The 22,844-nt window shown below is 55.6% G+C and carries 21 protein-coding genes; 3 read left to right on the plus strand and 18 right to left on the minus strand.

Annotation, left to right across the window (positions count from 1 at the left end):
• Nucleotides 1-130: 130 nt before the first annotated feature.
• The gene (locus WD823_RS06350) at nucleotides 131-640 is read right to left on the minus strand and encodes a hypothetical protein (protein WP_368428646.1); all 510 of its coding nucleotides are present in this window, start codon (nucleotides 638-640) and stop codon (nucleotides 131-133) included.
• A 165-nt stretch (nucleotides 641-805) separates the two neighbouring features.
• Between WD823_RS06350 and WD823_RS06355 the strand changes: the two genes are divergently transcribed.
• Nucleotides 806-1,048 (plus strand): hypothetical protein, encoded by a 243-nt coding sequence (locus WD823_RS06355; RefSeq protein ID WP_368428647.1) that lies wholly within the window; start codon nucleotides 806-808, stop codon nucleotides 1,046-1,048.
• Nucleotides 1,049-1,231: 183 nt separating this feature from the next.
• Here WD823_RS06355 and purF read toward each other — a convergent pair whose 3' ends face one another.
• The 17 genes from purF to WD823_RS06440 all read right to left on the minus strand — a co-directional run bounded on the left by purF (nucleotide 1,232) and on the right by WD823_RS06440 (nucleotide 19,380).
• Nucleotides 1,232-2,761 (minus strand): amidophosphoribosyltransferase, encoded by a 1,530-nt coding sequence (purF, locus tag WD823_RS06360; protein WP_368428648.1) that lies wholly within the window; start codon nucleotides 2,759-2,761, stop codon nucleotides 1,232-1,234.
• A 231-nt stretch (nucleotides 2,762-2,992) separates the two neighbouring features.
• Nucleotides 2,993-3,487: a CvpA family protein gene (locus WD823_RS06365; protein ID WP_368428649.1), complete on the minus strand. Its 495-nt coding sequence runs from the start codon at nucleotides 3,485-3,487 to the stop codon at nucleotides 2,993-2,995.
• A 6-nt stretch (nucleotides 3,488-3,493) separates the two neighbouring features.
• Nucleotides 3,494-4,114 carry an SPOR domain-containing protein gene (locus WD823_RS06370; protein WP_368428650.1) on the minus strand — a complete coding sequence of 207 codons (621 nt, stop codon included), beginning with the start codon at nucleotides 4,112-4,114 and terminating at the stop codon, nucleotides 3,494-3,496.
• A gap of 5 nt (nucleotides 4,115-4,119) precedes the next feature.
• Nucleotides 4,120-5,439, minus strand: a complete 1,320-nt coding sequence (gene folC, locus WD823_RS06375) for a bifunctional tetrahydrofolate synthase/dihydrofolate synthase (protein ID WP_368428763.1) — start codon at nucleotides 5,437-5,439, stop codon at nucleotides 4,120-4,122.
• 15 nt (nucleotides 5,440-5,454) lie between these two features.
• A complete protein-coding gene (accD, locus tag WD823_RS06380) occupies nucleotides 5,455-6,369 on the minus strand; it encodes an acetyl-CoA carboxylase, carboxyltransferase subunit beta (RefSeq protein ID WP_368428651.1) in 915 nt (304 codons plus the stop codon).
• Nucleotides 6,366-7,208, minus strand: coding sequence for a tryptophan synthase subunit alpha (gene trpA / locus WD823_RS06385; RefSeq protein WP_368428652.1), 843 nt, complete (start codon nucleotides 7,206-7,208; stop codon nucleotides 6,366-6,368). Before trpA ends, accD begins: the two co-directional genes overlap by 4 nt.
• Nucleotides 7,208-8,407, minus strand: coding sequence for a tryptophan synthase subunit beta (gene trpB / locus WD823_RS06390; protein ID WP_368428653.1), 1,200 nt, complete (start codon nucleotides 8,405-8,407; stop codon nucleotides 7,208-7,210). Before trpB ends, trpA begins: the two co-directional genes overlap by 1 nt.
• A complete protein-coding gene (locus WD823_RS06395) occupies nucleotides 8,404-9,024 on the minus strand; it encodes a phosphoribosylanthranilate isomerase (protein ID WP_368428654.1) in 621 nt (206 codons plus the stop codon). Before WD823_RS06395 ends, trpB begins: the two co-directional genes overlap by 4 nt.
• A 73-nt stretch (nucleotides 9,025-9,097) precedes the next feature.
• Entirely contained in the window at nucleotides 9,098-10,201 is a 1,104-nt protein-coding gene (locus WD823_RS06400; RefSeq protein WP_368428655.1) for a Rieske 2Fe-2S domain-containing protein, read from the minus strand.
• 99 nt (nucleotides 10,202-10,300) lie between these two features.
• The gene (gene truA / locus WD823_RS06405; protein ID WP_368428656.1) at nucleotides 10,301-11,086 is read right to left on the minus strand and encodes a tRNA pseudouridine(38-40) synthase TruA; all 786 of its coding nucleotides are present in this window, start codon (nucleotides 11,084-11,086) and stop codon (nucleotides 10,301-10,303) included.
• A 69-nt stretch (nucleotides 11,087-11,155) separates the two neighbouring features.
• Nucleotides 11,156-11,842 carry a DUF599 domain-containing protein gene (locus WD823_RS06410; RefSeq protein WP_368428657.1) on the minus strand — a complete coding sequence of 229 codons (687 nt, stop codon included), beginning with the start codon at nucleotides 11,840-11,842 and terminating at the stop codon, nucleotides 11,156-11,158.
• 117 nt (nucleotides 11,843-11,959) lie between these two features.
• Nucleotides 11,960-14,278 carry a DNA topoisomerase IV subunit A gene (gene parC, locus WD823_RS06415; RefSeq protein WP_368428658.1) on the minus strand — a complete coding sequence of 773 codons (2,319 nt, stop codon included), beginning with the start codon at nucleotides 14,276-14,278 and terminating at the stop codon, nucleotides 11,960-11,962.
• Entirely contained in the window at nucleotides 14,278-16,170 is a 1,893-nt protein-coding gene (gene parE, locus WD823_RS06420; protein WP_368428659.1) for a DNA topoisomerase IV subunit B, read from the minus strand. Before parE ends, parC begins: the two co-directional genes overlap by 1 nt.
• Nucleotides 16,171-16,201: 31 nt before the next feature.
• Complete coding sequence (locus WD823_RS06425) at nucleotides 16,202-16,750, minus strand: CNP1-like family protein (protein WP_368428660.1); 549 nt, start codon at nucleotides 16,748-16,750, stop codon at nucleotides 16,202-16,204.
• 131 nt (nucleotides 16,751-16,881) lie between these two features.
• Nucleotides 16,882-17,478 (minus strand): DUF3501 family protein, encoded by a 597-nt coding sequence (locus WD823_RS06430; RefSeq protein ID WP_368428764.1) that lies wholly within the window; start codon nucleotides 17,476-17,478, stop codon nucleotides 16,882-16,884.
• A gap of 51 nt (nucleotides 17,479-17,529) precedes the next feature.
• On the minus strand, nucleotides 17,530-18,879 hold the full coding sequence (locus tag WD823_RS06435) for a heterodisulfide reductase-related iron-sulfur binding cluster (protein WP_368428661.1): 1,350 nt from the start codon (nucleotides 18,877-18,879) through the stop codon (nucleotides 17,530-17,532).
• A gap of 78 nt (nucleotides 18,880-18,957) precedes the next feature.
• A complete protein-coding gene (locus WD823_RS06440) occupies nucleotides 18,958-19,380 on the minus strand; it encodes a rubrerythrin family protein (protein WP_368428662.1) in 423 nt (140 codons plus the stop codon).
• Between the two features lie 472 nt (nucleotides 19,381-19,852).
• On the opposite strand from WD823_RS06440, the gene pilB reads away from it, so the two are divergent.
• Both pilB and WD823_RS06450 read left to right on the plus strand, forming a co-directional pair.
• Complete coding sequence (pilB, locus tag WD823_RS06445; RefSeq protein WP_368428663.1) at nucleotides 19,853-21,574, plus strand: type IV-A pilus assembly ATPase PilB; 1,722 nt, start codon at nucleotides 19,853-19,855, stop codon at nucleotides 21,572-21,574.
• 3 nt (nucleotides 21,575-21,577) lie between these two features.
• Nucleotides 21,578-22,804, plus strand: a complete 1,227-nt coding sequence (locus WD823_RS06450; RefSeq protein ID WP_368428664.1) for a type II secretion system F family protein — start codon at nucleotides 21,578-21,580, stop codon at nucleotides 22,802-22,804.
• The last annotated feature ends 40 nt before the right edge of the window (nucleotides 22,805-22,844 follow it).

The raw sequence follows: 22,844 nt of genomic DNA on the forward strand, positions 1-22,844 counted from the left end.
TTTAGCGGCATTTGTATCGCGCCCGCAAGCTGAAGCTCAAATCGGCGCCAATCGAAACAAAAAATATACTACCGACATCATCGTGTCAACATGAAAAATGTTTCTCACAAAAGGAGGTGGTGGGCTTAATTTATTTTAGATTGGTGATTAACCCGCCAACAAGAGCGAAAAACAGTGATACGAGTCCATTTATTAAAGCTAGGATTCCACGTGCTCTAGCAAAATCGTCGTGCCTTTGTTGCCAGTTCGCTGCGAGCTTAAGGCCTAGCCATCCTCCCATAAGACCGCCAACGTACGGCAGACTGGCTGTGCCGGCGATTCCAATAATTGCGGTGAAAATGAAACGCTCTATGAACCCGGTTAAGCAGCTTGGTACGTTTGGCTGCTTTTTCTTCTTATCTTTCTTTTCCTGATTTTCCTTTTTCAACCCCGGCTCGTACTTTTCAAGCATCAAATTAAGAAGAAACGTAAAAATCCCACCACCGTGGACAGATAGGAGAAGGCCGAGAAGAAAATAATCAGATCTAGTATCGGCGAGAATAACATTCACACCAGAGCTGGCAAAATATGCCAATACAGCAAAGATGATCGCTGTAGCTATACAGAACAATACTTCACGACAAGAATCTTCAACTTTCATAAATCAAAGATAAGCGTAAAAAAACATTCTTTGGCAGTGAATAATTATTTTATCCACAATTATATGAGCATACTGATAAATTAATTGGGAAGCCAGAAATCATTACTAGCTAATACACCTTTGTGCCCCTTAAGATAATTGTCAACTGGCACTTCAAATGTTTTTATGAAACCCCGTATGGCGCGCCCGAGCATCGCAGCCGGAACCGGGGTTGTCGCGCGCCTCGTGTTCGAGCCCGGGGCGCGCTGTATAGCGCCCGGCGAGTTGGGGCGCGCGCCGGTTCCGGCGAGAAGCGCGGGGAAGATGTCGCGCCATCCGGGCGGCATTTTCTTTGGTGACTTTCTTTTGGCCGAACAAAAGAAAGTCACCCAGGGTGCAGGGGTGGAGCCACCCGCAATTATCCTTTGAGATCGCGCGCAATACGCGCGATACCATTCAAAACCTGGATTCCGGCCTTCGCCGGAATGACGGTGCTCTCGTGGGTCAGCCACCCACAATTACACACGGCCGCAGGCCGTACAAAAAACAAAGCCGCCCGAAAGGCGGCTTTTAATTTAATACCTGGACCCCGGCTTTCGCCGGGGTGACATCTCATCTCGGAAACGTCAACACTTCCGCTGTCACCAGTTCAATATCATTGAGTCCATTCACACGGCGGCTGTTTTTCGCGAAATCGTTGCGTTCATTCTCGATGCGATCGAGATAGGCCTGATCCACGTCGCCGGTGATGTACTCGCCGTTGAAGCAGGAGCAATCGAAGCTCTGGATCTTGGGATTGCCCTCACGCGCGGCCTCGATCAGGTCTTCAAGGTCCTGGTAGATGAGCCGGTCGGCGCCGATGGCCGTGGCGATCTCGTCCTCGGTGCGACCGTGGCCGATCAGTTCCCGACGCGACGGCATATCGATGCCATAGACGTTAGGGAAACGTACCGGCGGCGCGGCCGAGGCGAAATACACCTTGCGGGCGCCGGCTTCGCGCGCCATCTGGATGATCTGATTCGAAGTCGTGCCACGCACGATGGAATCGTCCACCAGCAGCACGTTCTTGCGACGAAACTCGACATCGATCGCGTTCAGCTTCTGGCGCACCGATTTCTTGCGCGCCGCCTGGCCGGGCATGATGAAGGTCCGGCCGATATAACGGTTCTTGATAAATCCCTCGCGGTACGGGAGGTCGAGCTTGTAGGCCATTTGCAAGGCCGCGGTGCGCGACGTATCGGGAATCGGGATCACCACGTCGATGTCCACGTCCGGCCATTCGCGCTTGATCTTGCTCGCGAGCCGTTCACCCATCCGCAGCCGCGTCTTGTGCACGTAAATCCCGTCCATCACCGAGTCGGGACGAGCCAAGTACACGAATTCGAAGATGCACGGGGCGTGTATCGGCTTCTCGGCACACTGCTGGCTGTGCACCTGCCCGTTCAAGTCCACCACGATGCACTCACCCGGCGCGACATCGCGCACCAAGTCAAAACCCAACACATCGAGCGCGACCGATTCCGAGGCGAACATGTATTCCGTTCCCTGATCGGTGTCGCGCTTGCCAAACACCAGGGGACGAATGCCGTACGGATCGCGGAACGCGAGTATGCCGAAACTCGTGACCAGCATGGTCACGGCATAGGCGCCGCGGCAGCGGCGATGCACGGACGAGACGGTGCGGAAAATGTGATCGGGGGCCAAACGCAGTTTGGCGACCGCCTGCAGCTCGTGCGCGAAGACATTGAGCAGAATCTCGGAATCCGAATCGGTGTTGATATGCCGCAGGTCATCCCGGAACAGTTCATTTTTGAGTTGTTCGGAGTTGGTGAGATTACCGTTATGCGTCAGCGCCAGTCCGAAAGGCGAATTTACGTAGAACGGCTGGGCTTCGGCGGGAGAGTCGCAACCTGCCGTCGGGTAGCGCACATGACCGATACCCATGTTGCCGGTGAGACCGAGCATGTGGCGTTCCTGGAACACATCGCGCACATAGCCGTTGTCCTTGCGCAGGTGCACGCGCTCATCGTCGCAGGTGAGAATTCCGGCGGCATCCTGGCCGCGGTGCTGCAGCACCAGCAGTCCGTCGTACACCGACTGGTTCACAGGGCCTTTGCCGATGATGCCGATGATGCCACACATGGGGATAATCTCCGGGATTATTGAGGCGGCACGTGTCGTGCCTGACTTGCGGGGAGCGGGGTTGCGCTCAACCTTGAAACCGCCGACATGCCTGCCGCCTCAATAATCCCGGATATTCTTGCGGCCTTTTCATTGACCCGGCGCATACCGCTCTGGGGCAGAATCAATAATGCTTTCGGTGTCGGTTTGGCCGCTTTCAAGGTGATTAAGTGAGGGCTATAAAGTCCAATTTTAGCCGTAGCGGATGTGGCGGGCAATATCGCTGGGGATATAGCTGCTCACATACACCGCCGCGCGTTCGAAAAACGGGGTAAAGGCGGCTCCATACCACCAGGATCGTTGCGGAATGGAGGTCAATCCGGCAACCAGGAAGACGATGATCACGATCACGGCGCCACGGACGACGCCCACCAGCCCGCCCAGTGCCATGTTGGCGAAACGCAAGATCCGCTTGGGCGGGATGATTTTATGAATCAGCCATGACGCGACCATACCTAGGGCGAAAATCACGACAAAAATCAGCACGAAAGCGAGCACATGACGCAAGACCGGCTCATCCAAAAATCCGGAAAAGAACGTGGACAGCGATCCGGCAAAGAGCCAGGCAATTACAAATGCCAATATCCACGTCAGGGTGGAAATCACTTCCCGCACGAAGCCGTGCCACGCCCCGATCAGGGTGGCGACCAGCAGCGTGATCAATATCGACAAATCAAACAGGTTCATGCGCCGTCATGGATAGGTTTTTACCACCGCCTTGACGCCCGTCTCTTTGCGAATTTTCGCCATGGACTGGCTCGCCTGCTCCTTGTCCTGAAACGGGCCAACACGTAATCGCAGCGCTTTTTTTCCCGCCACGGTCGTCGTTTCCGTCAGAACCGTGTGGCCCTGTTTTTTGAGTTTGTCTCGCAGGCGGACGGCATTTTCAATATGGGTAAACGTGCCAACCTGAACGATCCAGCCTTTCGTGATGTTCTCCGCCAGAGTGGATGTCGGGTTTGGCTTTTCCGGTGCTGGGAGTGGTCGGGACTGAGTCGCAGGTGCTTCAGTTTTGGGCTCGATTTTCGTAGCGCTTGTTGACGTTGCCGCAATCGCTGGCGTAGTCGTCTGGGTATTCGGGACACCTTCGGTCACAGCGCGTGGTGCTTCGGGCGTGACCGGTGACACGATAACCCTGGTGTCAGCACTATTGCCTTGCGGGAGTGAATTGCTGCGCGCTTTTAGTTCCGGAGGCGGTTCACTTTCATTCAACACCATGGGCACGAAAATCACCACGAGCGACACCAGGATGATTGCGCCGACGATGCGGTATTTGGGATTAACTTCGTAACCGGCGTCGTCTCTTTCCGCCATGACCATCACACCTTCCTTGAGGCGGCCAGTATATCACCGACGGTATAAAATGAGCCAAAAACGACGATGCGATCCGACTCGGTCGCATCGCGGCAAGCGGCGCCATAGGCTTGAAGCACGTCGTCATATCCACGACTGGGCGCCGTCGCGCCAGCCGCGCTCAGCGCTTCCATCAATTCCGCCGCGGTTGCGCCACGCGGCACATGAAGTGTTACCGGATACCAGTGATCCACCGCGCCGGCCATGGCACTCGCCACGGATACAATATCCTTGTCCTTCAGCATTCCGAAGACGGCAAACGTCCGGCCCATAACCGGCTGTTGTCGCAGAGTTGCCGCTAGCGAACGCGCCGCTTGGGGATTGTGCGCCACATCCAGCACTCGTATCGGACGTCCGGGAAGGACTTGAAACCTGCCGGGCATCACCGCGGAGAGCAGACCATCACGGACATCCGCCTGCGTGACGGGAAACCGGCCGCCGATGGCCTCAAGCGCCATGAGCACCGCGGCCGCGTTGAACAATTGATAATCACCGCGCAAAGCCGGGTACGGCAGCCCGACGCGAAAGCGCTGATCAGCCAAACCTAAGCTGTCTTCTCCCACGGCATGCGTGCGTCCTGGCGAGATGTAGCGCCAGTTCCATTCCGTCGCCGTGCGCTCGATAAAGAAATCACGGTTGATCTGTAATAGTTGTGCGCCAATTCGCGCTGCCTCCTCGGCAATTATCCTTGGCGGGTCGGGGTCGCTACAAATCGCCGGACGGCCGCGGCGGAAGACGCCGGCCTTCTCGCGGCCAATGGCCTCGCGGGTATGGCCAAGCCAGGAGGTATGATCGATGTCCACGGAAGTCACAATCGCCGCATCGGCGTCGATGGCATTCACCGCGTCGAGGCGGCCACCCATGCCGACCTCAAGCACGGCGATATCAATGGCCCCGGCATGGAACAGGTCAAATGCTGCAATGGTCCCGTATTCAAAGTAAGTCAGTTGTATCGGACCACGCGCCGCTTCAATGCGCTCGAACGCAGCGCATAATTCATCGTCCGTGACAGGGATGCCGTTGATGCGTATGCGCTCGTTATAAGTGATCAAATGGGGGGAGGTATAGGCGCCGACCTGGTATCCCGCCCGGCGGAGTATGGCTTCTCCCATGCCGGTAGCCGATCCCTTGCCATTGGTACCGGATATCGTGATGGCGGCAAATCGCGGACGGCGCAGTCGCATGTTGTCGAGCACGGCGTGCACCCGCTCGAGCCCCAGCTCGATCGAGCGTGGATGCAGCTTCTCAATCCAAGTTAGCCAGTCGAAAAGGGTTCTGGTTTTCAGGCGAGTGAATCGGGTTTAAGGAGAATTCGAGATTCCGGATTCCATATCCGGGTGCTTGCGCGCGGCGCTGTCTGGCTTTTCCCGGCGTAGAAGCAGCGCCAGAATATCGGCAATTTTATCGCGCATTTCGCGCCGGTCGATGATCAGGTCAATCGCCCCATGTTCCAGCAGAAATTCCGAACGCTGAAAACCCTCGGGCAGTTTCTCGCGCACGGTCTGCTCGATCACGCGCGGACCGGCAAAACCGATGAGCGCCCGCGGCTCCGCCGCCACGATGTCTCCCAGCATGGCCAGACTCGCTGACACACCACCCATGGTCGGGTCAGTCAGTACGGAGATGTAAGGGATCCCTGCCTCCCCCAACTGCGTCAACGCGGCGCTGGTCTTTGACATTTGCAGCAAGGATAACAAGGCTTCCTGCATCCGCGCCCCGCCGCTGGCCGAGAAACACACCATGGGTATTTTCTTCTCAAGTGCGGCATTAACACCGCGCACGAAACGCTCTCCTACCACCGCCCCCATGGATCCGCCCATGAAACCGAACTCGAAGGCAGCCGCGACCAGCGGCATTTCCTTCAGCGCGCCTTCCATGACCACGAGTGCGTCGCGCTCGCCGGTGGTCTGCTGCGCTTCAGCCAGCCGGTCACGGTATTTTCTGGTGTCTTTGAACTTGAGCGGATCAACCGGAAACAGCCCTGCCGCGATTTCCACGCGTGGTTCCGGATCAAGAAAAATATCCAGCCGGCGGCGCGCAGAAATACGCATGTGATACCCGCACTTGGGGCAAACATCGAGATTGCTTTCGATCTCGGCGTTGTACAGCACCGTGCCGCAGCCGGAACACTTTTTCCACAAACCTTCGGGCACCGAGGCTTTCTTGATGCCCTTGCTCTTGATCTTGGGCGGGACCAGCTTGTCAAACCAGCTCATCGGCTCGGTCCCGTGGCGGATGACGGCGCGCCCGTGACCCGGTCCATCGCCGCGCGCAGGCGTGCGATAAAGGCCGGTATCTCGGTCAGGATTTTGTCCGGATTTGCCACCATGTCTTCCATGCGTTTGACCACGGCACTGCCCACGATAACGGCATCGGCGAATTCAGCAACTTGTGCCGCCGCTTCGGGGCTGCTGATCCCGAATCCCACGCCCAGCGGCAGGCGGGTCTGGCGCCGTATTTCCTTAAGTTTGGCAGCGACCTCGCGCGGATCAAGGTGCGCCGCGCCCGTAACACCACGCAGCGATACATAATAGATAAATCCGCTGGCAGCGCGGGCGATGCGTTTGATGCGCTCGGCGGAACTGGTGGGTGCCAGCAGAAAAATGGCATCGAGCCCATGTTTTTTCAGTGGGGTATGCAGGCGAGCGGCTTCTTCCGGCGGCAGGTCCACGACGAGCACACCATCCACTTTGGCTGCCGCGGCCTCGCTGGCAAAACGGTCATATCCCATCACTTCGACGGGATTGAGATAACCCATCAATACCACCGGTGTGGTTTGATCTTTTTCGCGAAACTCGCGCACCATGGCGATAACTTGCCGGAGGCTGATCTTGTGCCGGAGCGCCCGTTCAGCGGCGCGCTGGATTACCGGGCCGTCGGCCATGGGATCGGAAAACGGCACACCCAGCTCGAGAATATCCGCCCCGCTCTTTACCAAAGCGTGCATCAGCCGCACCGTTATCCAAGGCTCTGGATCGCCCGCCGTGATGTAAGGAATCAGCGCTCGTCGACCCTGTTGTTTCAATGTCTCGAATGTTTGAGTAATCCGCGACATTAAAATTTGATTCCTTCGAGATTGGCCACGGTGTGAATGTCTTTATCGCCACGACCGGAGAGGTTGATCACGATGATTTTTTTTCCCCCCAGCCGGGGAGCAAGTTTCCGGGCATAAGCCAGCGCATGGCTCGATTCGAGCGCCGGCATGATGCCCTCCGTGCGCGTCAGCTCGTGGAACGATGCCAGCGCTTCCTGGTCGGTAATGGAAACGTATTGCACGCGCCCGATTTCCTTGAGATACGCATGTTCCGGCCCCACGCCGGGGTAATCGAGTCCGGCGGAGATCGAGTGGGTTTCCACGATTTGCCCGTCTTCGGTTTCCAGCAAGTAAGTGCGATTGCCGTGCAACACGCCGGGTTTGCCGGTGCACAGTGTCGCGGCGTGACGCCCGGTTTCCAGACCCTCGCCGGCCGCTTCGACGCCGTACATCGCCACGCGCTTGTCCTTGAGAAAAGGATAAAACAGTCCAATGGCGTTGGAACCCCCGCCTACGCACGCGACCAGCGCATCCGGAAGCCGCTTGGCCTGCTTCCTGATTTGCGCGCGGGTTTCACGGCCGATCACAGACTGGAAATCGCGCACCAGCATCGGGTATGGATGCGGGCCGGCGACGGTGCCGATGATATAAAACGTGTCGTCGACATTGGTCACCCAATCGCGCATGGCTTCATTCAGCGCGTCCTTGAGCGTCTTCGAGCCGGATTCGACCGGCACGACCTCCGCACCCAGCAACCGCATGCGATAGACATTAATCGACTGGCGCCTCATGTCTTCCGTGCCCATGTACACCACGCATGACATGCCGAAACGCGCGGCCACGGTCGCAGTGGCCACGCCATGCTGGCCGGCTCCGGTCTCGGCGATAACGCGTTTCTTTCCCATATGACGCGCAAGCAGCGCCTGACCGATCGTGTTATTGATCTTGTGGGCGCCGGTGTGATTCAAATCCTCGCGCTTAAGGTAAATTTGGGCGCCGCCCCAGTTCTCGGTCAGACGTGGCGCAAAATACAACGGGCTCGGACGTCCGGCATACTGGCGCAGGTCCTCGGCGAATTCCTGTTGAAATTTTTTATCCTTGCGCAGGCGTTCGTAGGCTTCACGCAATTCCTTGAGCGGCTGCATCAGTGTTTCGGCCACGAAAATCCCGCCGTATTCACCGAAGTGGCCGCGCTTGTCCGGCAGATCGTAGGCGCTCATGAAGTTTTCCCCACGGCTGCTAAAAAATCGGCGATTTTCCCCGCATCTTTTACACCCCGGGTCAGCTCGACGCCGCTCGAGACATCCACGGCGTAGGGACGCACGCGGCGGATCGCCTCGCCAACGTTCTCAGGCGTCAGGCCGCCTGCGAGAATCAGCGGTTTGTTCAAATCCGGAGGAACACGGCCCCAGTCAAAAGTCTGGCCGGAACCCCCAGCCACCTGCATAGCATGCGTATCGAGCAACAGGCCGGTGGCATCGCCATAAAGGCGTGCCTTTTCATGCAGGTCGACACGGGTTTCCATCGGAATGGCCTTGATATACGGTCGGTGGTAGCGGCGACAATGATCGGGGGTTTCGTTGCCGTGAAATTGTAACAGATCAAGCGGGACGCGCTTCAGGATCGCTTCAATCTTGTCGGGTGGCGCATCCACAAACAGACCCACTGTCGTGACATAAGGCGGGATCGCGCGGGAAATTTTCAGCGCCTGATCGGAGGATATATAGCGCGGGCTGTTCGAATCAAACACAAATCCGATCGCATCGGCCCCGGCTTGCGCCGCCGCGATGGCATCTTCGATGCGGGTGATGCCACAGATTTTCACGCGCGTGCGCATGGTCGCTCCGGAAGGCCGCGAAGCTTACCAGAGCCCGGCAGGCGGCGGAAGGCGCATGCCCGTCTTGGCGATATCACGCGGTTTCGATATCGAGCCGGTGGGCCTTGCGGCCGCCGCGTTCGGTTTTCTCCACCGCACCGCAGTATTCAAGCATCAGCCGCGCGAATTCCACGCTGCGCTGAGCCAGTTGGCGGGCACCGCGGCGCAGTTCCTCGCTCTGCTGCACGTGCATGACGTTGCGTTCCATGTCCTCGGCCGACCAGCCGCGTGAATGGGCAATATAGGGAAACTGCGGAAACTGGAAGCCCAGTTCGGAAAAAAATCCGAGCAGGTGGCCGGCTACGTCCTGCACGTTATCCTGGCCGCCCATGATGATAAATCCGGCGACCTTGTTGCGGATCAGCACGTTATCATTGATGGTAATCTGGTTCTGTACACAGTTGAGCCGCTCGGCCATCTTGTAATAAAGCGATCCCGACGCGCCCCAGCGGATGGGCGTGGCCAGCAGCACCACGTCGGCCCAGTGCACCAGCGACTCGTATACCTGATCCATCTGGTCCTTCGGGTCCATTTGCGTGATGGAGCACGGCCAGGTGCAGGCACGCGCGCTTTTTGAATAATAACCTTCACAGGCGCGAAACCGCAGCTGATCCAGACGAATCAGGCGGGTTTCGCATTGCAGTTCCGAAGCGGCATGATCGAGCGCCACCTGCAGCAGCGATTCGGAAGTGGAATAGCGCGGATAAGACCGATCCATCGCGGTCGCGGAAATGCCTACGACGCGAACCGGACCCGCTGCACGCTTGATCGGTCGCTCGAGCGGATGCGGTGGGTGCGGTTTCTTGCTGCGCGGCGTCTGCGGCTCGAGTTGCACATGGAGATGTCCGCCTTCGATCTTGAACGCGTGACGTGGCACGGCGTCTTCCTCGTAACCCGGCTCGCCCAGCCCGGTGCGGCAGTGAAATTTCCAGTGATGCCACGGACAGACTATGTATTCGCCGTCAAGGTGTCCGCGCGCGAGCGGGCCACCGGCGTGATTGCAAATTCCCGAGATGACTCCGAATTTTCCATCGTGCCAGGAAACCGCCAGCTTCGTATTCTGACAGACGACCTCTGTGAGCGGTGTTTTCTGGAAATTTTCAATCAGGCCCAGGTCGTGCCATGGCTTCTTATCCATTTTATCCTCCTTGGAAGATTTCCCGGGTGCCGGTTTCCCATTCCGAGAAATGAAAGGGTAAGGTTCCGCGAGGGAGAACGGCAAGTCAAGGCGATATCGTTAATCCACAATTTGTGGAAATGCGGGAGCAACCACGGGAATATTCATGGTCTCGGGATACCCGATGGAAACCAGATAAAGCCCGTCTGGTGCCGCCGTGATGCCACCCACCGTCCGATCACGGGCTTCAAGCACTTGCTCGGCCCATGACGATTTGCGTTCGCCCGCGCCGATGGTCATCAACACACCTGCGATATTGCGCACCATGTGGTGCAGAAACGCATTGGCATGAGCGTGAATATGTACCAAATCGGAATGACGGTAAATTTCGAGTTGTCGCAAAGTGCGAACCGGGTTTTTCGCCTGGCAATCCGCGGCACGAAAAGAGCTAAAGTCATGCTCTCCGGTAAGGAACCGGGCGGCATCCTGCATTGACGCAACATCAAGCGGGCGGTATTCGTGCGTGACATGGCGAGCGAGATAAGTCGGTCGAATCGGCCGGTTCAGAATAATGTAATGGTAGTATCGTCCGGTGGCGGAGTAACGCGCGTGAAAGTCGTTTTTCACCTCCTCCGCCCAAAGCACCGCGACATCGTCGGGAAGATTACTGTTCGCGCCACGTACCCAGGAATAGGCGTTGCGCGCGGCGGTGGTATCAAAATGAATCACCTGCGCTAACGCATGCACCCCCGCATCCGTGCGCCCCGCGACCGTCACCTGAACCGGCTCATCTGCAACCTTGGATAATGCCTCCTCCACGACAGCCTGCACCGAGCGTGCCTGATCTTGCCGCTGCCAGCCGGAGAAGCAGGACCCGTCGTATTCAAGGATAGCGGCGATACGCATGAGTGGCGTATTTTAACCGTTTGCTCCCGCTCCCGTGGAGACAATCGGAACCAGGCGAATTGGCATCGATTATTTTGTGCCGGTCAGTGCCAGCATCTTCAGGGTCTCGGAATGAAACTCGCGCCAATAGAGGACGCCTGCCACAAGCGTCGTCGCCCCGACGAAAAACCACGGGTTAATGAACCACCCCAGCGCTGCCAGACTGAAATAGTAGGCCCGCAGACCCTGATTGAAATCCTTCGACGCCAGCGTACTCACCTGCGCGGCGCGATGCACATAAACCTCATTGACATTCGGGGAGGGAGTATTCGGCGCCGCTCCGATCAGAACCGAACAATAATTGAACTGGCGCAACGCCCAGGTGAACTTGAAGAAGGCATACACAAAAATAATGATCAACACCAGCAGCTTGAGCTCCCAGAGTATGTGTGTCACTTTCGAGGTGAAGGGCAGGACGCGAATCAAGGGAATCGCTGTGTCGGTCGAACCCAGCAATGTCATGAGTCCAGCCATGATCAGGAGCGTGGTGGACGCGAAAAACGACACGCTCTGCAGCAGGTTACCGATGATGTTGGCATCGACAATTCGGTTGTCGCGCTCAACCATGCGCTTCATCCATTCGTGGCGATGCGCGAACATCACCGCGCGCAGCGAGTGCGCTCGACGCGAACTGCGGTCAGCGTACCAAGTGTATCCGATCCAAGCCGCGACAAACCACGCTAGGGCCAAGAGATCAACCGTTGGGATTTGTGACATTATGGATACTCCATCAATCGCCAGGCAATTTTATTCGCCGCGGTCATCACCCTTCCCGGTGAGATGCCGCCAGCAGGTATTATATGCCCAGATGAAAAATCTTTGCCGCGACGATGATTAATTTCCGGCTTCGATTTCCCTGACTTCCCGGTGTCCCTGCGGAAGTTTCGCTCCCCGCAAGGCCCGTTCGCCGACAAATTTATATAACTCCGTGCCGGACTTGAGAATCAGCTCGCCCTTTCCCGAGTGAATCAGAAGATCCTGACCTTCTTTGAGTACGGTAATTCCAGCGATATATTCCTCACGCTTGGCCGCCTTCACCCGAGAAATATTGATAATCTTGATACCTTTTCCCTTGGCGAGTTGCGACAATTCATCCACCTTCAATACCAGCAAGTGGCCTTGATTGGTCGCGACGGCAAGCCAGTCGCTGTCAATACTTTCCACTCGCTGGGGCGGAAGAACCCGGCTCCCGTTCGGCACCCGGAGCACCGTCTTGCCGGCTTTCTTGTTGACCATCAGGTCGTCAAGTTTGGCAACAAAACCGTATCCGGCATCGCTGGCGAGCAGATACTTGTCTTCCGGATTACCCATCATGACGCCGGTCCAGGTCGCCCCGGGCGGTGGATTGAGATGGGAGCTCAACGGCTCGCCATGACCGCGCGCCGAAGGCAGCTTGTGCGCGGGAAGTGAATAGGTGCGGCCGATGGAATCGATAAATACCGCAAGCTGATTGCTCTTGCCGCGCGCGGCCTGGTGGAATTTATCGCCGACCTTGTAGTCGAGCGTTTTTGGGTCCATCTCGTGACCCTTGGCGGCGCGCACCCAACCTTTCTCGGACAGCACCACGGTGATCGGCTCGGTCGGCAGCAACGCGGTCTGGTCAATCTGCTGCGCGGCTTCACGCTCGATGAGCGGGGAACGGCGTGCGTCGCCAAATTCCTTGGCGTCGTCGATGATCTCGTCACGCACCAGCTGCTTCAGCAACTTTGTGGACTTGAGCGTCTTTTCGAGGTGATGGCGCTCGCGCGTGAGCTCATCCTGCTCGCCGCGAATTTTCATTTCTTCAAGCTTGGCCAAGTGGCGCAGCTTGGTTTCAAGAATCGCCTCAGCTTGAATGTCGGTCAGCTTGAAGCGCTTGATGAGCTTGGGTTTCGGCTCATCCTCTTTGCGAATAATACGGATGACCTCGTCCAGATTAAGATAAGCTATCAGCAGGCCGTCGAGGATGTGCAGCCGCGCCTGCACGCGCTCGTAGCGGTGCTGCAAGCGCCGGCGCACGGTCTCGGTACGGAACTTGAGCCATTCGGTCAACAGGTCCTTGAGGTTATACACGCGCGGCCGTCCGGCAAGACCGATTATATTTAGGTTCACACGGTAAGTGCGCTCAAGATCGGTCGTGGCAAACAGATGCGACATCAGTTCTACCGGATCGATCCGGTTGGATCGTGGAACGATCACGAGGCGTGTCGGATTTTCATGGTCGGATTCATCGCGCAGGTCCTCGACCATAGGCAGCTTCTTCTGCTGCATCTGCTGCGCGATCTGCTCGATCACCTTCGAGCCAGATACCTGATAGGGCAGTGCCGTGATGACGATGTCGTAGTCTTCGCGCTCCCATTTGGCTCTGGCCCGGATCGAGCCGTTGCCGGTTTCATACATCGTGCGAATTTCGCTCTTCGGCGTAATGATCTCGGCCTCGGTGGGATAGTCCGGACCTTTAATGTGCTTGAACAGATCCTTGATGCCGGCGTCCGGCGCTTCGAGCAAATGGACGCAGGCGGCGGCGACCTCGCGCACGTTGTGCGGCGGGATGTCGGTTGCCATGCCGACCGCAATGCCGGTGGTGCCGTTCAACAGCACGTGCGGCAGGCGTGCGGGCATAATCTTGGGTTCCTGCAACGTGCCGTCGAAGTTGGGGGTCCAGTCGACCGTACCGTGCTCGAGCTCGGAGAGCAATATCTGCGCGAAACGTGTGAGCCGCGACTCAGTGTAACGCATGGCGGCAAACGACTTGGGATCGTCGGGCGATCCCCAGTTGCCTTGGCCGTCGATCAGCGGATAACGGTAACTGAATGGCTGGGCCATGAGCACCATGGCCTCGTAACAGGCGGTATCCCCGTGCGGATGAAATTTTCCGAGCACATCGCCGACGGTGCGCGCCGATTTCTTGTGCTTGGAGGCGGCGCTAAGGCCCAGTTCCGACATGGCATAGACAATGCGACGCTGCACGGGCTTAAGGCCATCGCTGAGATGCGGAAGGGCACGGTCGAGGATGACGTACATGGAGTAATCCAGGTACGCCTTTTCAGTAAAGGTGCTGAGCGGAAGACGTTCAATCGAGGCGGCGCGCGGACGAGTCAGCGGTTGCGATTTGACGCGCAGCGATGGTTTCTTGTTTTTTCCTTGCTCCTTACCAGCCGATTTCTTCGCCATCAGATCAATTCCGCCCTGTCACCATTCTTTTCGAGCCATTCTTTGCGGTCGGCGGCGCGCTTCTTTCCAAGCAGCATATCCAGAAGCTTCTGGGTGTTGTCACCGGACTTGATTTCCAGTTGAACCAGACGGCGCGTTTTCGGATCCATGGTGGTTTCGCGCAATTGTTCAGGGTTCATCTCGCCCAGGCCTTTGAAACGGGTCACCAGCGGTTTGGCACGAGTGCCGTTCGATTCCATGCGTTTGAGAATGGACAGCCTTTCCTCATCGTCGAGGGCGTAGAACGTCTCCTTGCCTGCATCGATACGGTAAAGCGGCGGCATGGCCACGCACACTCGCCCGTCCTGGACCAGCGGGCGGAAGTGTCGCACAAAAAGCGCGCATAAAAGCGTGGCAATGTGCGCGCCATCGGAATCGGCGTCGGCGAGAATGCAGACTTTTCCATAGCGCAATCCGGAGAGGTTACTGGATCCCGGATCAACACCCAGCGCCACCGCAATGTCGTGCACTTCCTGAGAGCCCAGAACTTCAGCCGGGTCCACCTCCCAGGTGTTCAGAATTTTTCCACGCAAAGGCAAGATGGCCTGGAATTCACGGTCGCGCGCCTGCTTGGCTGAACCGCCGGCGGAATCTCCTTCGACCAGGAACAACTCCGTGCGCGACAGATCCTGTGCGATACAATCCGCAAGTTTGCCTGGCAGCGCAGGGCCAGAACCTATTTTCTTGCGTGCCACTTTTTTATCCGCGCGGATTCGTTCCTGGGCCGTCTCAATGGCCAGGAGCGCAATCCGCTCGGCATCGGCGACGTGATGATTCAGCCACAGGCTGAAGGCATCTTTAGTAACGCCCTGCACGTAACCCGCGGCTTCGCGCGATGTCAGTCGCTCCTTGGTTTGCCCCGTAAACTGGGGTTCGTGCATTTTGAGCGAAAAAACATAACTCGATTTGCCCCACACATCTTCGGGCGCGAGCTTTAATCCGCGTGGCAACAGGTTTCGGAACTCGCAAAATTCGCGCATGGCCTCGGTCAGTCCGGCGCGGAAACCATTGATGTGCGTGCCATCCTGGGTGGTTGGGATCAGGTTGACATAACTTTCCATGATCGGCTCGCCTCCCTCGGGCAGCCATACGATAGCCCAATCCACTTCGCCGTCAGTGTCCTTGAACCGGCCGACAAAGGGGTCGACGGGAAGATACTCCCAACCTTCGATCTGTGTACTCAGATAATCCTTCAGACCATCTTCATAATGCCATTCCTCGTTATCCTTGGCGTCGCCTTCATTCGTGAAACTGATGTACAAGCCTGGACACAATACTGCCTTCGCGCGCAAGATTTGCTTGAGTCGCGGAACATGAAATTTCACCGTATCGAAGAAGGTTGAATCGGGCCAGAAGCGTATGACGCTGCCGGTCACGCGCTTGTCCGACTTGCCTACCGCTTTCAATTCGGAGGTTTTCTGTCCATCGGCGAAGGACATGAAGTATTCCTTGCCATCGCGCCGGACGGTGACTTCCAGCTTGTGCGAAAGCGCGTTGACCACGGAAACTCCGACACCGTGCAATCCGCCGGAAAAGGTATAATTTTTGTTAGAGAATTTCCCGCCCGCGTGAAGTCGCGTCAGGACCACCTCCACTCCAGAAACGCCCTCTTCCTTGTGCTTGTCCACCGGCATGCCGCGGCCGTTATCCGCCACCGACAGCGATCCGTCGGAATGCATCGTGACATCGATGGCGCTGCAGTGGCCGGCGATAGCTTCGTCCACGCTGTTGTCAATGACTTCCTGGGCAAGATGGTTCGGCCGGTCTGTCTGGGTATACATGCCCGGACGCCGGCGCACCGGCTCGAGACCGCTGAGTACTTCAATGGCGGACGAATCGTAGACAGCACTCATGGGCTAGAGGGGGAGCGGTCGGATAAAATCATCAATTTTCATATTTTATATAAGGTTCATATTTTATTATTCGCACGAGTTCAGCCGGACTGCGGGCAGTGGAGTAGTCATCGCAGACGTAGTGACGATAGAGATAGTCGCGAAACGAGTTGAATTCAAGCATGGGAATCCGCTGCCATTGCGGATCCTTCACGGGTTCTAACCGGTATTCGGCGCTTCCAATGGCGTAGGTTTTATATTCCCGGGTTTCGCATCGCATTCCGTCGTAAAACACGCTTCTGGCGCCTGAAGGGCTTTCGACAATTAGCGAAAAGCGGACGACACGGTCCTCGGCTTGAGAAATAGATTTGCTGTCGAGATAAATTTTTAGGGTGAAGGATTTAGCCAACGTAACCGGAATCAGATCGGAGTCCTTCGGATATGAAGGTAGTACAACATTGCTCTCCTTCCATTTATCTTCAAGACTCTCGTCGTAAACAAAGGTCTCGGGTTCGTCTGCGTATCGATCTTGCTTGGCCTGCGAGGGCCAAACCATGAGAAAAAGCGCCGTGATCAGCAGCTGGCGCCAACTGGAGAGCAAGCGCTTCCCGATTCGAAAAGCAGAAGACCATGTGATCCCACGCATCGGGCGCGCAGTATACAGTAGATGGTCGTCAGGTACGAGTTAAGCAGCGGTTTTGCGTCAATGATGAGCGGAAAAAAATACCGACGTTAATCTGTCGAATTAGACAAATCCTGAGCCAGTGAATCACGGATGAACGCTGGAATCGGGTCGACCTGATGAGTGTATCGCGGATGGTCGATACCCATGGCAATCGCCGCACCCTGCTTAACCGCCGAAACCATACCCGGAGTCAGATCGAAGCGCAGGAAATGGACGGCGGAGGTTTTTTCATCGTTCTCGCGTTCTAGGTCTTCGTCCGCGATCGGGCGAACCGGATCGAAACCGGCGACACGCACCCACACCCTGTCTTCGATACCCTTCAGACACGCTAGTGCCTTGCGGCGTTCATTAACATCCGGGAATTCTATCATGAAAGTCGCCTTCCAATTCGAACCGTCCGGGATAAGCGGATTATACGCCTCGAGCTCATCGCTGATGCCTTCCGGCTCGAAGATGCGCTCGATGCGTAGCATTTCCTGAATCTGATACTGTATGGTCAGGCGATCTTCAAAATAAAGTGTCGCGTTAGGACCGATCGCGACTTGCCGATTCTTTTTGTGCGCGAGGACACGCTCGCGGAATTCCGGCCGGATTTCGGTGTACTTTTCGAGTGTATAGAGGTCGGAACGTGTCAGCTTTTTCATGGGCAACATTTCGGTTATGGAATTTTCCAGGCTCATCATGGCATCCCGCATTCAAATACCGTAAGCCAGCCGCAACAGCGATATCGGATGTTCCGGTTTTTTACCATTTTTCAGCCCATTTTCGATTTGATGCCCCGCCATGGGGCAATCGCTTGAATAATGATCCGGACCGGTTTGAGTGACACGATTGACGACAGGTCTGGCAATTTTCATGGATATCTCGTGGAACTCGCGTTTCACAGCGTAGGTACCGTCGTGGCCGGAACATCGCTCGATGGTCTCAATTTCGGTACCGGGAACGAGGTTCAGAATTTCGCGCGTCTTGGGTCCGATATTCTGCACGCGCTGATGGCAGGGTACGTGATACGCGATGGTTCCAAGTTCCTTGACGAAATCTTTTTTAAACAGGCCCTCTGCGTTTCGCAACATCAAATATTCGAATGGATCATATATCGCCTGTTTGACCTTGACCACATCTGGATCGTCCGGAAACATTAGTGGAATTTCCTGCTTGAACATGAGCACACAAGATGGAACCGGCGCCACGATATCCCATCCCTCACTTACCAGTTTTGCCAGGATGGGAATATTGGCCTCTTTGGCACGTGCCACGGTCTCAAGGTCTCCCAGCTCAAGCTTCGGCATTCCACAACACTGTTCCTTTTCGACGATCCTTACTGGAATGTCGTTGTGCTCATATACGGCAATGAGGTCTTCGCCTATCTGTGGTTCGTTGTAGTTGCCATAACATGTCGAGAACAATACCGCCTTGCCTTTGGTACGTCCGGCGGGTACGGCGGAATTATTATTTCGATTACTGAGACGCTTGTTGCGTTTTCGCAATGTCTTGCTGTGGTAAACGGGCAGCAGAGCATCCGGATGAACTCCCAGCACTTTGTCCAGGAACTTGCGAAAGGTGCCGGATTTGTTCGCGGTATTGACTATTTGAACTACTACCGGAATCCCCGCCAGCTTGCCGATCCTATCTGTGCTGGTAAGTATTTTGTCGCGGGTTTTAACTGCCCCTTTCTGTAACTTCACAGCCTTGGCACGCAGCATGAGGTGCGGGAAATCGACGTTCCATTCGTGCGGCGGGACGTAAGGACACTTGGTCATGAAGCACAGATCGCAGAGATAACAATGATCCACCACCTGCCAATAATCGTTTTTGTTTACTCCATCGACTTCCATGGTGGATGAATTGTCCACAAGATCGAACAAGGTCGGAAAAGCGTTGCATAGGCTGACGCATCGCCGGCATCCATGGCAGATGTCGAATACGCGCTCGAGCTCCGTCATGAGCGCCGGTTCTTCATAAAACTCGGGATTGCGCCAGTCTAGGGCATGACGCTTCGGAGCCTGCAGGCTGCCTTCGCGTCGGTCATCACTTGCAGAAGTCATTCACTATCCTTGGATTGAAACCTGCGGCGAACGGGGCCGGTTTTTCGGCCCCGTTGTCGCGCGACGGGTAACTCTGGGTTACTTCCCGAGAGTATCCAATGCCTTTTGGAATCGATTGGCATGAGAGCGTTCGGCCTTCGCCAGCGTCTCGAACCAGTCGGCGATTTCGTCGAATCCCTCTGAACGTGCCGCCTTGGCCATGCCCGGATACATATCGGTGTATTCGTGGGTTTCACCGGCGATGGCGGCCTTCAGATTATCCGAAGTTGCACCGATCGGAAGACCCGTTGCCGGGTCACCGCTTTGTTCGAGATACTCCAGATGGCCGTGGGCATGACCGGTCTCACCTTCCGCCGTCGAGCGGAACACTGCGGAAACATCGTTAAAACCTTCAACGTCTGCTTTAGCGGCAAAATAGAGGTACCGACGGTTGGCCTGGGATTCGCCTGAAAACGCCGCCTTGAGATTTTCTTCCGTCTTGGTTCCTTTAAGATTTTTCATGGTTCGCTCCTGTTTCAGATATATCACTACAATTTATGGGAATATTATGAATCCGAGTCGCTTTTTGAATTCAATTTGCTAATTTAGAATTATTCTAAATTACTTTGCCACGTCATGTCAACTCCACGACATACATTGCTTTAAGAAGCCATTCACGCGACGAACGGCAAAGACAAAGGACCGAAGGAATGAGCTATTCTTTAAGCGAGAAAAGCGACACATGGACAGTGCACCCGCAACATCAGGCAGGTCCAGCGTCGTTCTTGCCCGGTTACAAATTCGAATCAGTTTGACCTCAGCAGGTCTGCCAGCATGGATTGCGAGCAAAGAATGTATTGTAAGGAGCGCGGCGATTTCACCGGGATCGGCTGGAATTACAGGGAGAAAAAATGATTTGGCGTGCCTGGCTATCTACACTATATTTGAATGACTCGGTGTAATTACGTAGTGAGTCATTCCTGAATTCACCATCATGGCTACCGCAAGCACGGCTTCAAATCTCACTGGCCTGGCCCTCAGGCTGGTTCGTGACAATCTTTTGAGCCCCGCGGACGCGGAACGCATTCAATCGGAAGCGCACAGCAAAAAAACATCATTTGTTACTCAATTGGTTGAAAGTAAAAAGCTGGACAGTCCGACCATCGCCAAAGTCGCCTCGGAGGATTTTGGAATCCCGTTGTTTGAAATCAGTTCGCTTGATCTGGAAATGGCTCCGGTCAAGCTGGTGGATGAAAAGATTATCCGCCGCCATCGTGTCATGCCTCTGTTCAAACGGGGTACCAGACTTTTTGTCGGAGTTGCAGATCCGACCAACCTCCAGGCGCTCGACGAAATCAAATTCCATACGGGTCTGGGCACAGAACCGATTCTGGTCGAGGAATCAAAGCTCGCAGAAATCATCGAAAAAACCCTGGATGCCCAGGATACCGCCCTCACGGATCTGGCAGGAGATGACAGTCTTGAAAATCTTGAAATCGTCACCGGCGAGGATGAAAGCAACGCTCCTGGCTTGGGTGGCGAAGAAGGCATTAACGATGCCCCGGTAGTCAAGTTCGTCAACAAGGTACTGATGGATGGAATCAATCGGGGCGCCTCCGATATTCACATCGAACCTTATGAAAAAGCTTACCGCGTGCGTTATCGACAAGACGGCATCTTGCATGAAGTCGCCAATCCTCCCCTGGCGCTATCGGGCCGTATCGCAGCCCGTCTGAAAATTCTTTCCAGACTCGATATTGCCGAAAGACGGGTACCGCAGGACGGCCGTATCAAAATGCGAATCTCGAAAAACCGCGCGATTGATTTCCGCGTCAGCACCCTGCCGACGCTGTGGGGCGAAAAAGTCGTGTTGCGTATTCTTGATCCTTCTTCGGCGTCCCTCGGCGTGGAAAAACTGGGATTTGAAGAAAATCAAAAGCAGCTTTTTGTCGAGGCCATCAACCGCCCTTACGGCATGGTGCTTGTTACCGGACCAACGGGTAGTGGAAAAACCGTCACGCTCTATACTGCTTTGAACATGCTTAACACACCCGACAACAATATTTCCACGGTGGAAGATCCTGTTGAAATCAATATGTCGGGCATCAACCAAGTCAATATAAATGAAAAGGCGGGTCTCAACTTCGCCTCGGCCCTGCGTGCTTTTCTCCGTCAGGACCCCGATATCATCATGGTCGGCGAGATACGCGATCTTGAAACCGCCGAAATCGCCATCAAGGCGGCGCAAACGGGCCACATGGTGCTATCCACGCTGCATACGAATGACGCGCCTTCAACACTGACCCGACTCGCCAACATGGGCGTGCCTCCTTTTAATATCGCATCAGCGGTCAATCTGATCATCGCCCAGCGTCTGGCACGGCGGCTTTGCGCTCATTGCAAGAAGCCAATCGACATTCCAAAACATGCTTTGCTCAAGGCCGGATACAAGGAAGAAGAATTGAGCGGACTCACGGTTTACAGCGCTGTCGGGTGTGACTCGTGCAACGGGGGATACAAGGGCCGAGTGGGTATTTACCAGGTCATGCCGGTCACTCCGGAAATCGGCTCCATCATTATGCGCGGGGGCAATCAGCTGGATATCGAACAACAGGCGAAAAAAGAAAATGTTCCCGATCTGCGACAGGCAGGTTTGAAAAAGGTCAAGGACGGTATCACCAGTCTGGATGAAATCGAACGGGCAACCAACGAGTAATTTATGGCTCAAGCCGCGGCAAAAAGACCCAAATACGACGCCTTCACATGGGAAGGCGTTGACAAACAGGGAAAGAAAGTAAAAGGCATCATGGAGGCGGCTAGCGTCGCCTACGTGAACGCCACCTTGCGACGTCAGGGCGTCAATCCCGTTAAGGTGGTGAAACAACGACAGGCCGTCTTCAAATTCAAAAAGAGCATAAAACCAAAAGATATTGCCGTGTTCACGCGTCAGCTGGCTACCATGCTGACATCCGGCATACCCATTGCTCAGTCATTTGACATCGTCGGCAAAGGGCATGAAAACCCCTCCATGCAGGAAGTCATCCTTTCGATTAAACAGGACGTGGAATCCGGCACCGCCCTGGCCCCGGCACTGGGAAAGTACCCGCTCTATTTCGATGATCTCTACTGTAATCTGGTCCAGGCCGGGGAGCAGGCAGGTATTCTCGACGGTATTCTGGACAAGGTAGCGACATATAAGGAAAAGATTGAAGCCATCAAGGGGAAAATCAAGTCGGCCCTGTTTTATCCGACAGCCGTTATCGTTGTCGCCTTTATCATTACCGCGGTATTGCTGGTATTTGTAATTCCACAGTTTGAAAGCCTTTTTGCCGGGTTCGGAGCCGATTTACCGGCTTTGACAAAAATGGTCATTGATCTATCGCGAGCATTTCAGGAATGGTGGTGGGCAATCATCGGTAGCATTGTGGGTACGGTGGTATTCCTGAGTTATACCTATAAACGTTCTGAGAAAATGCATCATGCCCTTGATCGGGCATTGCTGCGCATGCCAGTCCTCGGCGAGATCGTAAAGAAAGCCACCATCGCGCGTTTTTCACGCACGCTCGCAACCATGTTTGCCGCCGGTGTCCCGCTCGTCGAGGCGTTGGATTCCGTCGCCGGCGCCTCAGGAAACCGGGTTTACTATGAAGGCACCATGGCCATCAAAGCCGATGTCACGACGGGCATGCAGCTGCAAACATCGATGAATGCCACTGGGCTTTTTCCCAACATGGTCGTGCAGATGGTCGCGATCGGCGAGGAATCCGGTGAGCTTGACAAGATGCTGAGCAAAGTCGCCGATTTCTATGAGCAGGAAGTGGACGACGCCGTGGCGGGTCTTTCCAGCCTGCTTGAGCCGATCATTATGGCTTTTCTCGGTATTGTTATCGGCGGTCTGGTGGTCGCCATGTATCTGCCCATCTTCAAACTGGCAGCCACTGTTTAACCGCGCTGCGATCCCTACTTTTTGGTTTTATTTTGGGCAT

This window comes from Sulfuricaulis sp., assembly GCF_040901545.1.
Lineage (GTDB): Bacteria > Pseudomonadota > Gammaproteobacteria > Acidiferrobacterales > Sulfurifustaceae > Sulfuricaulis.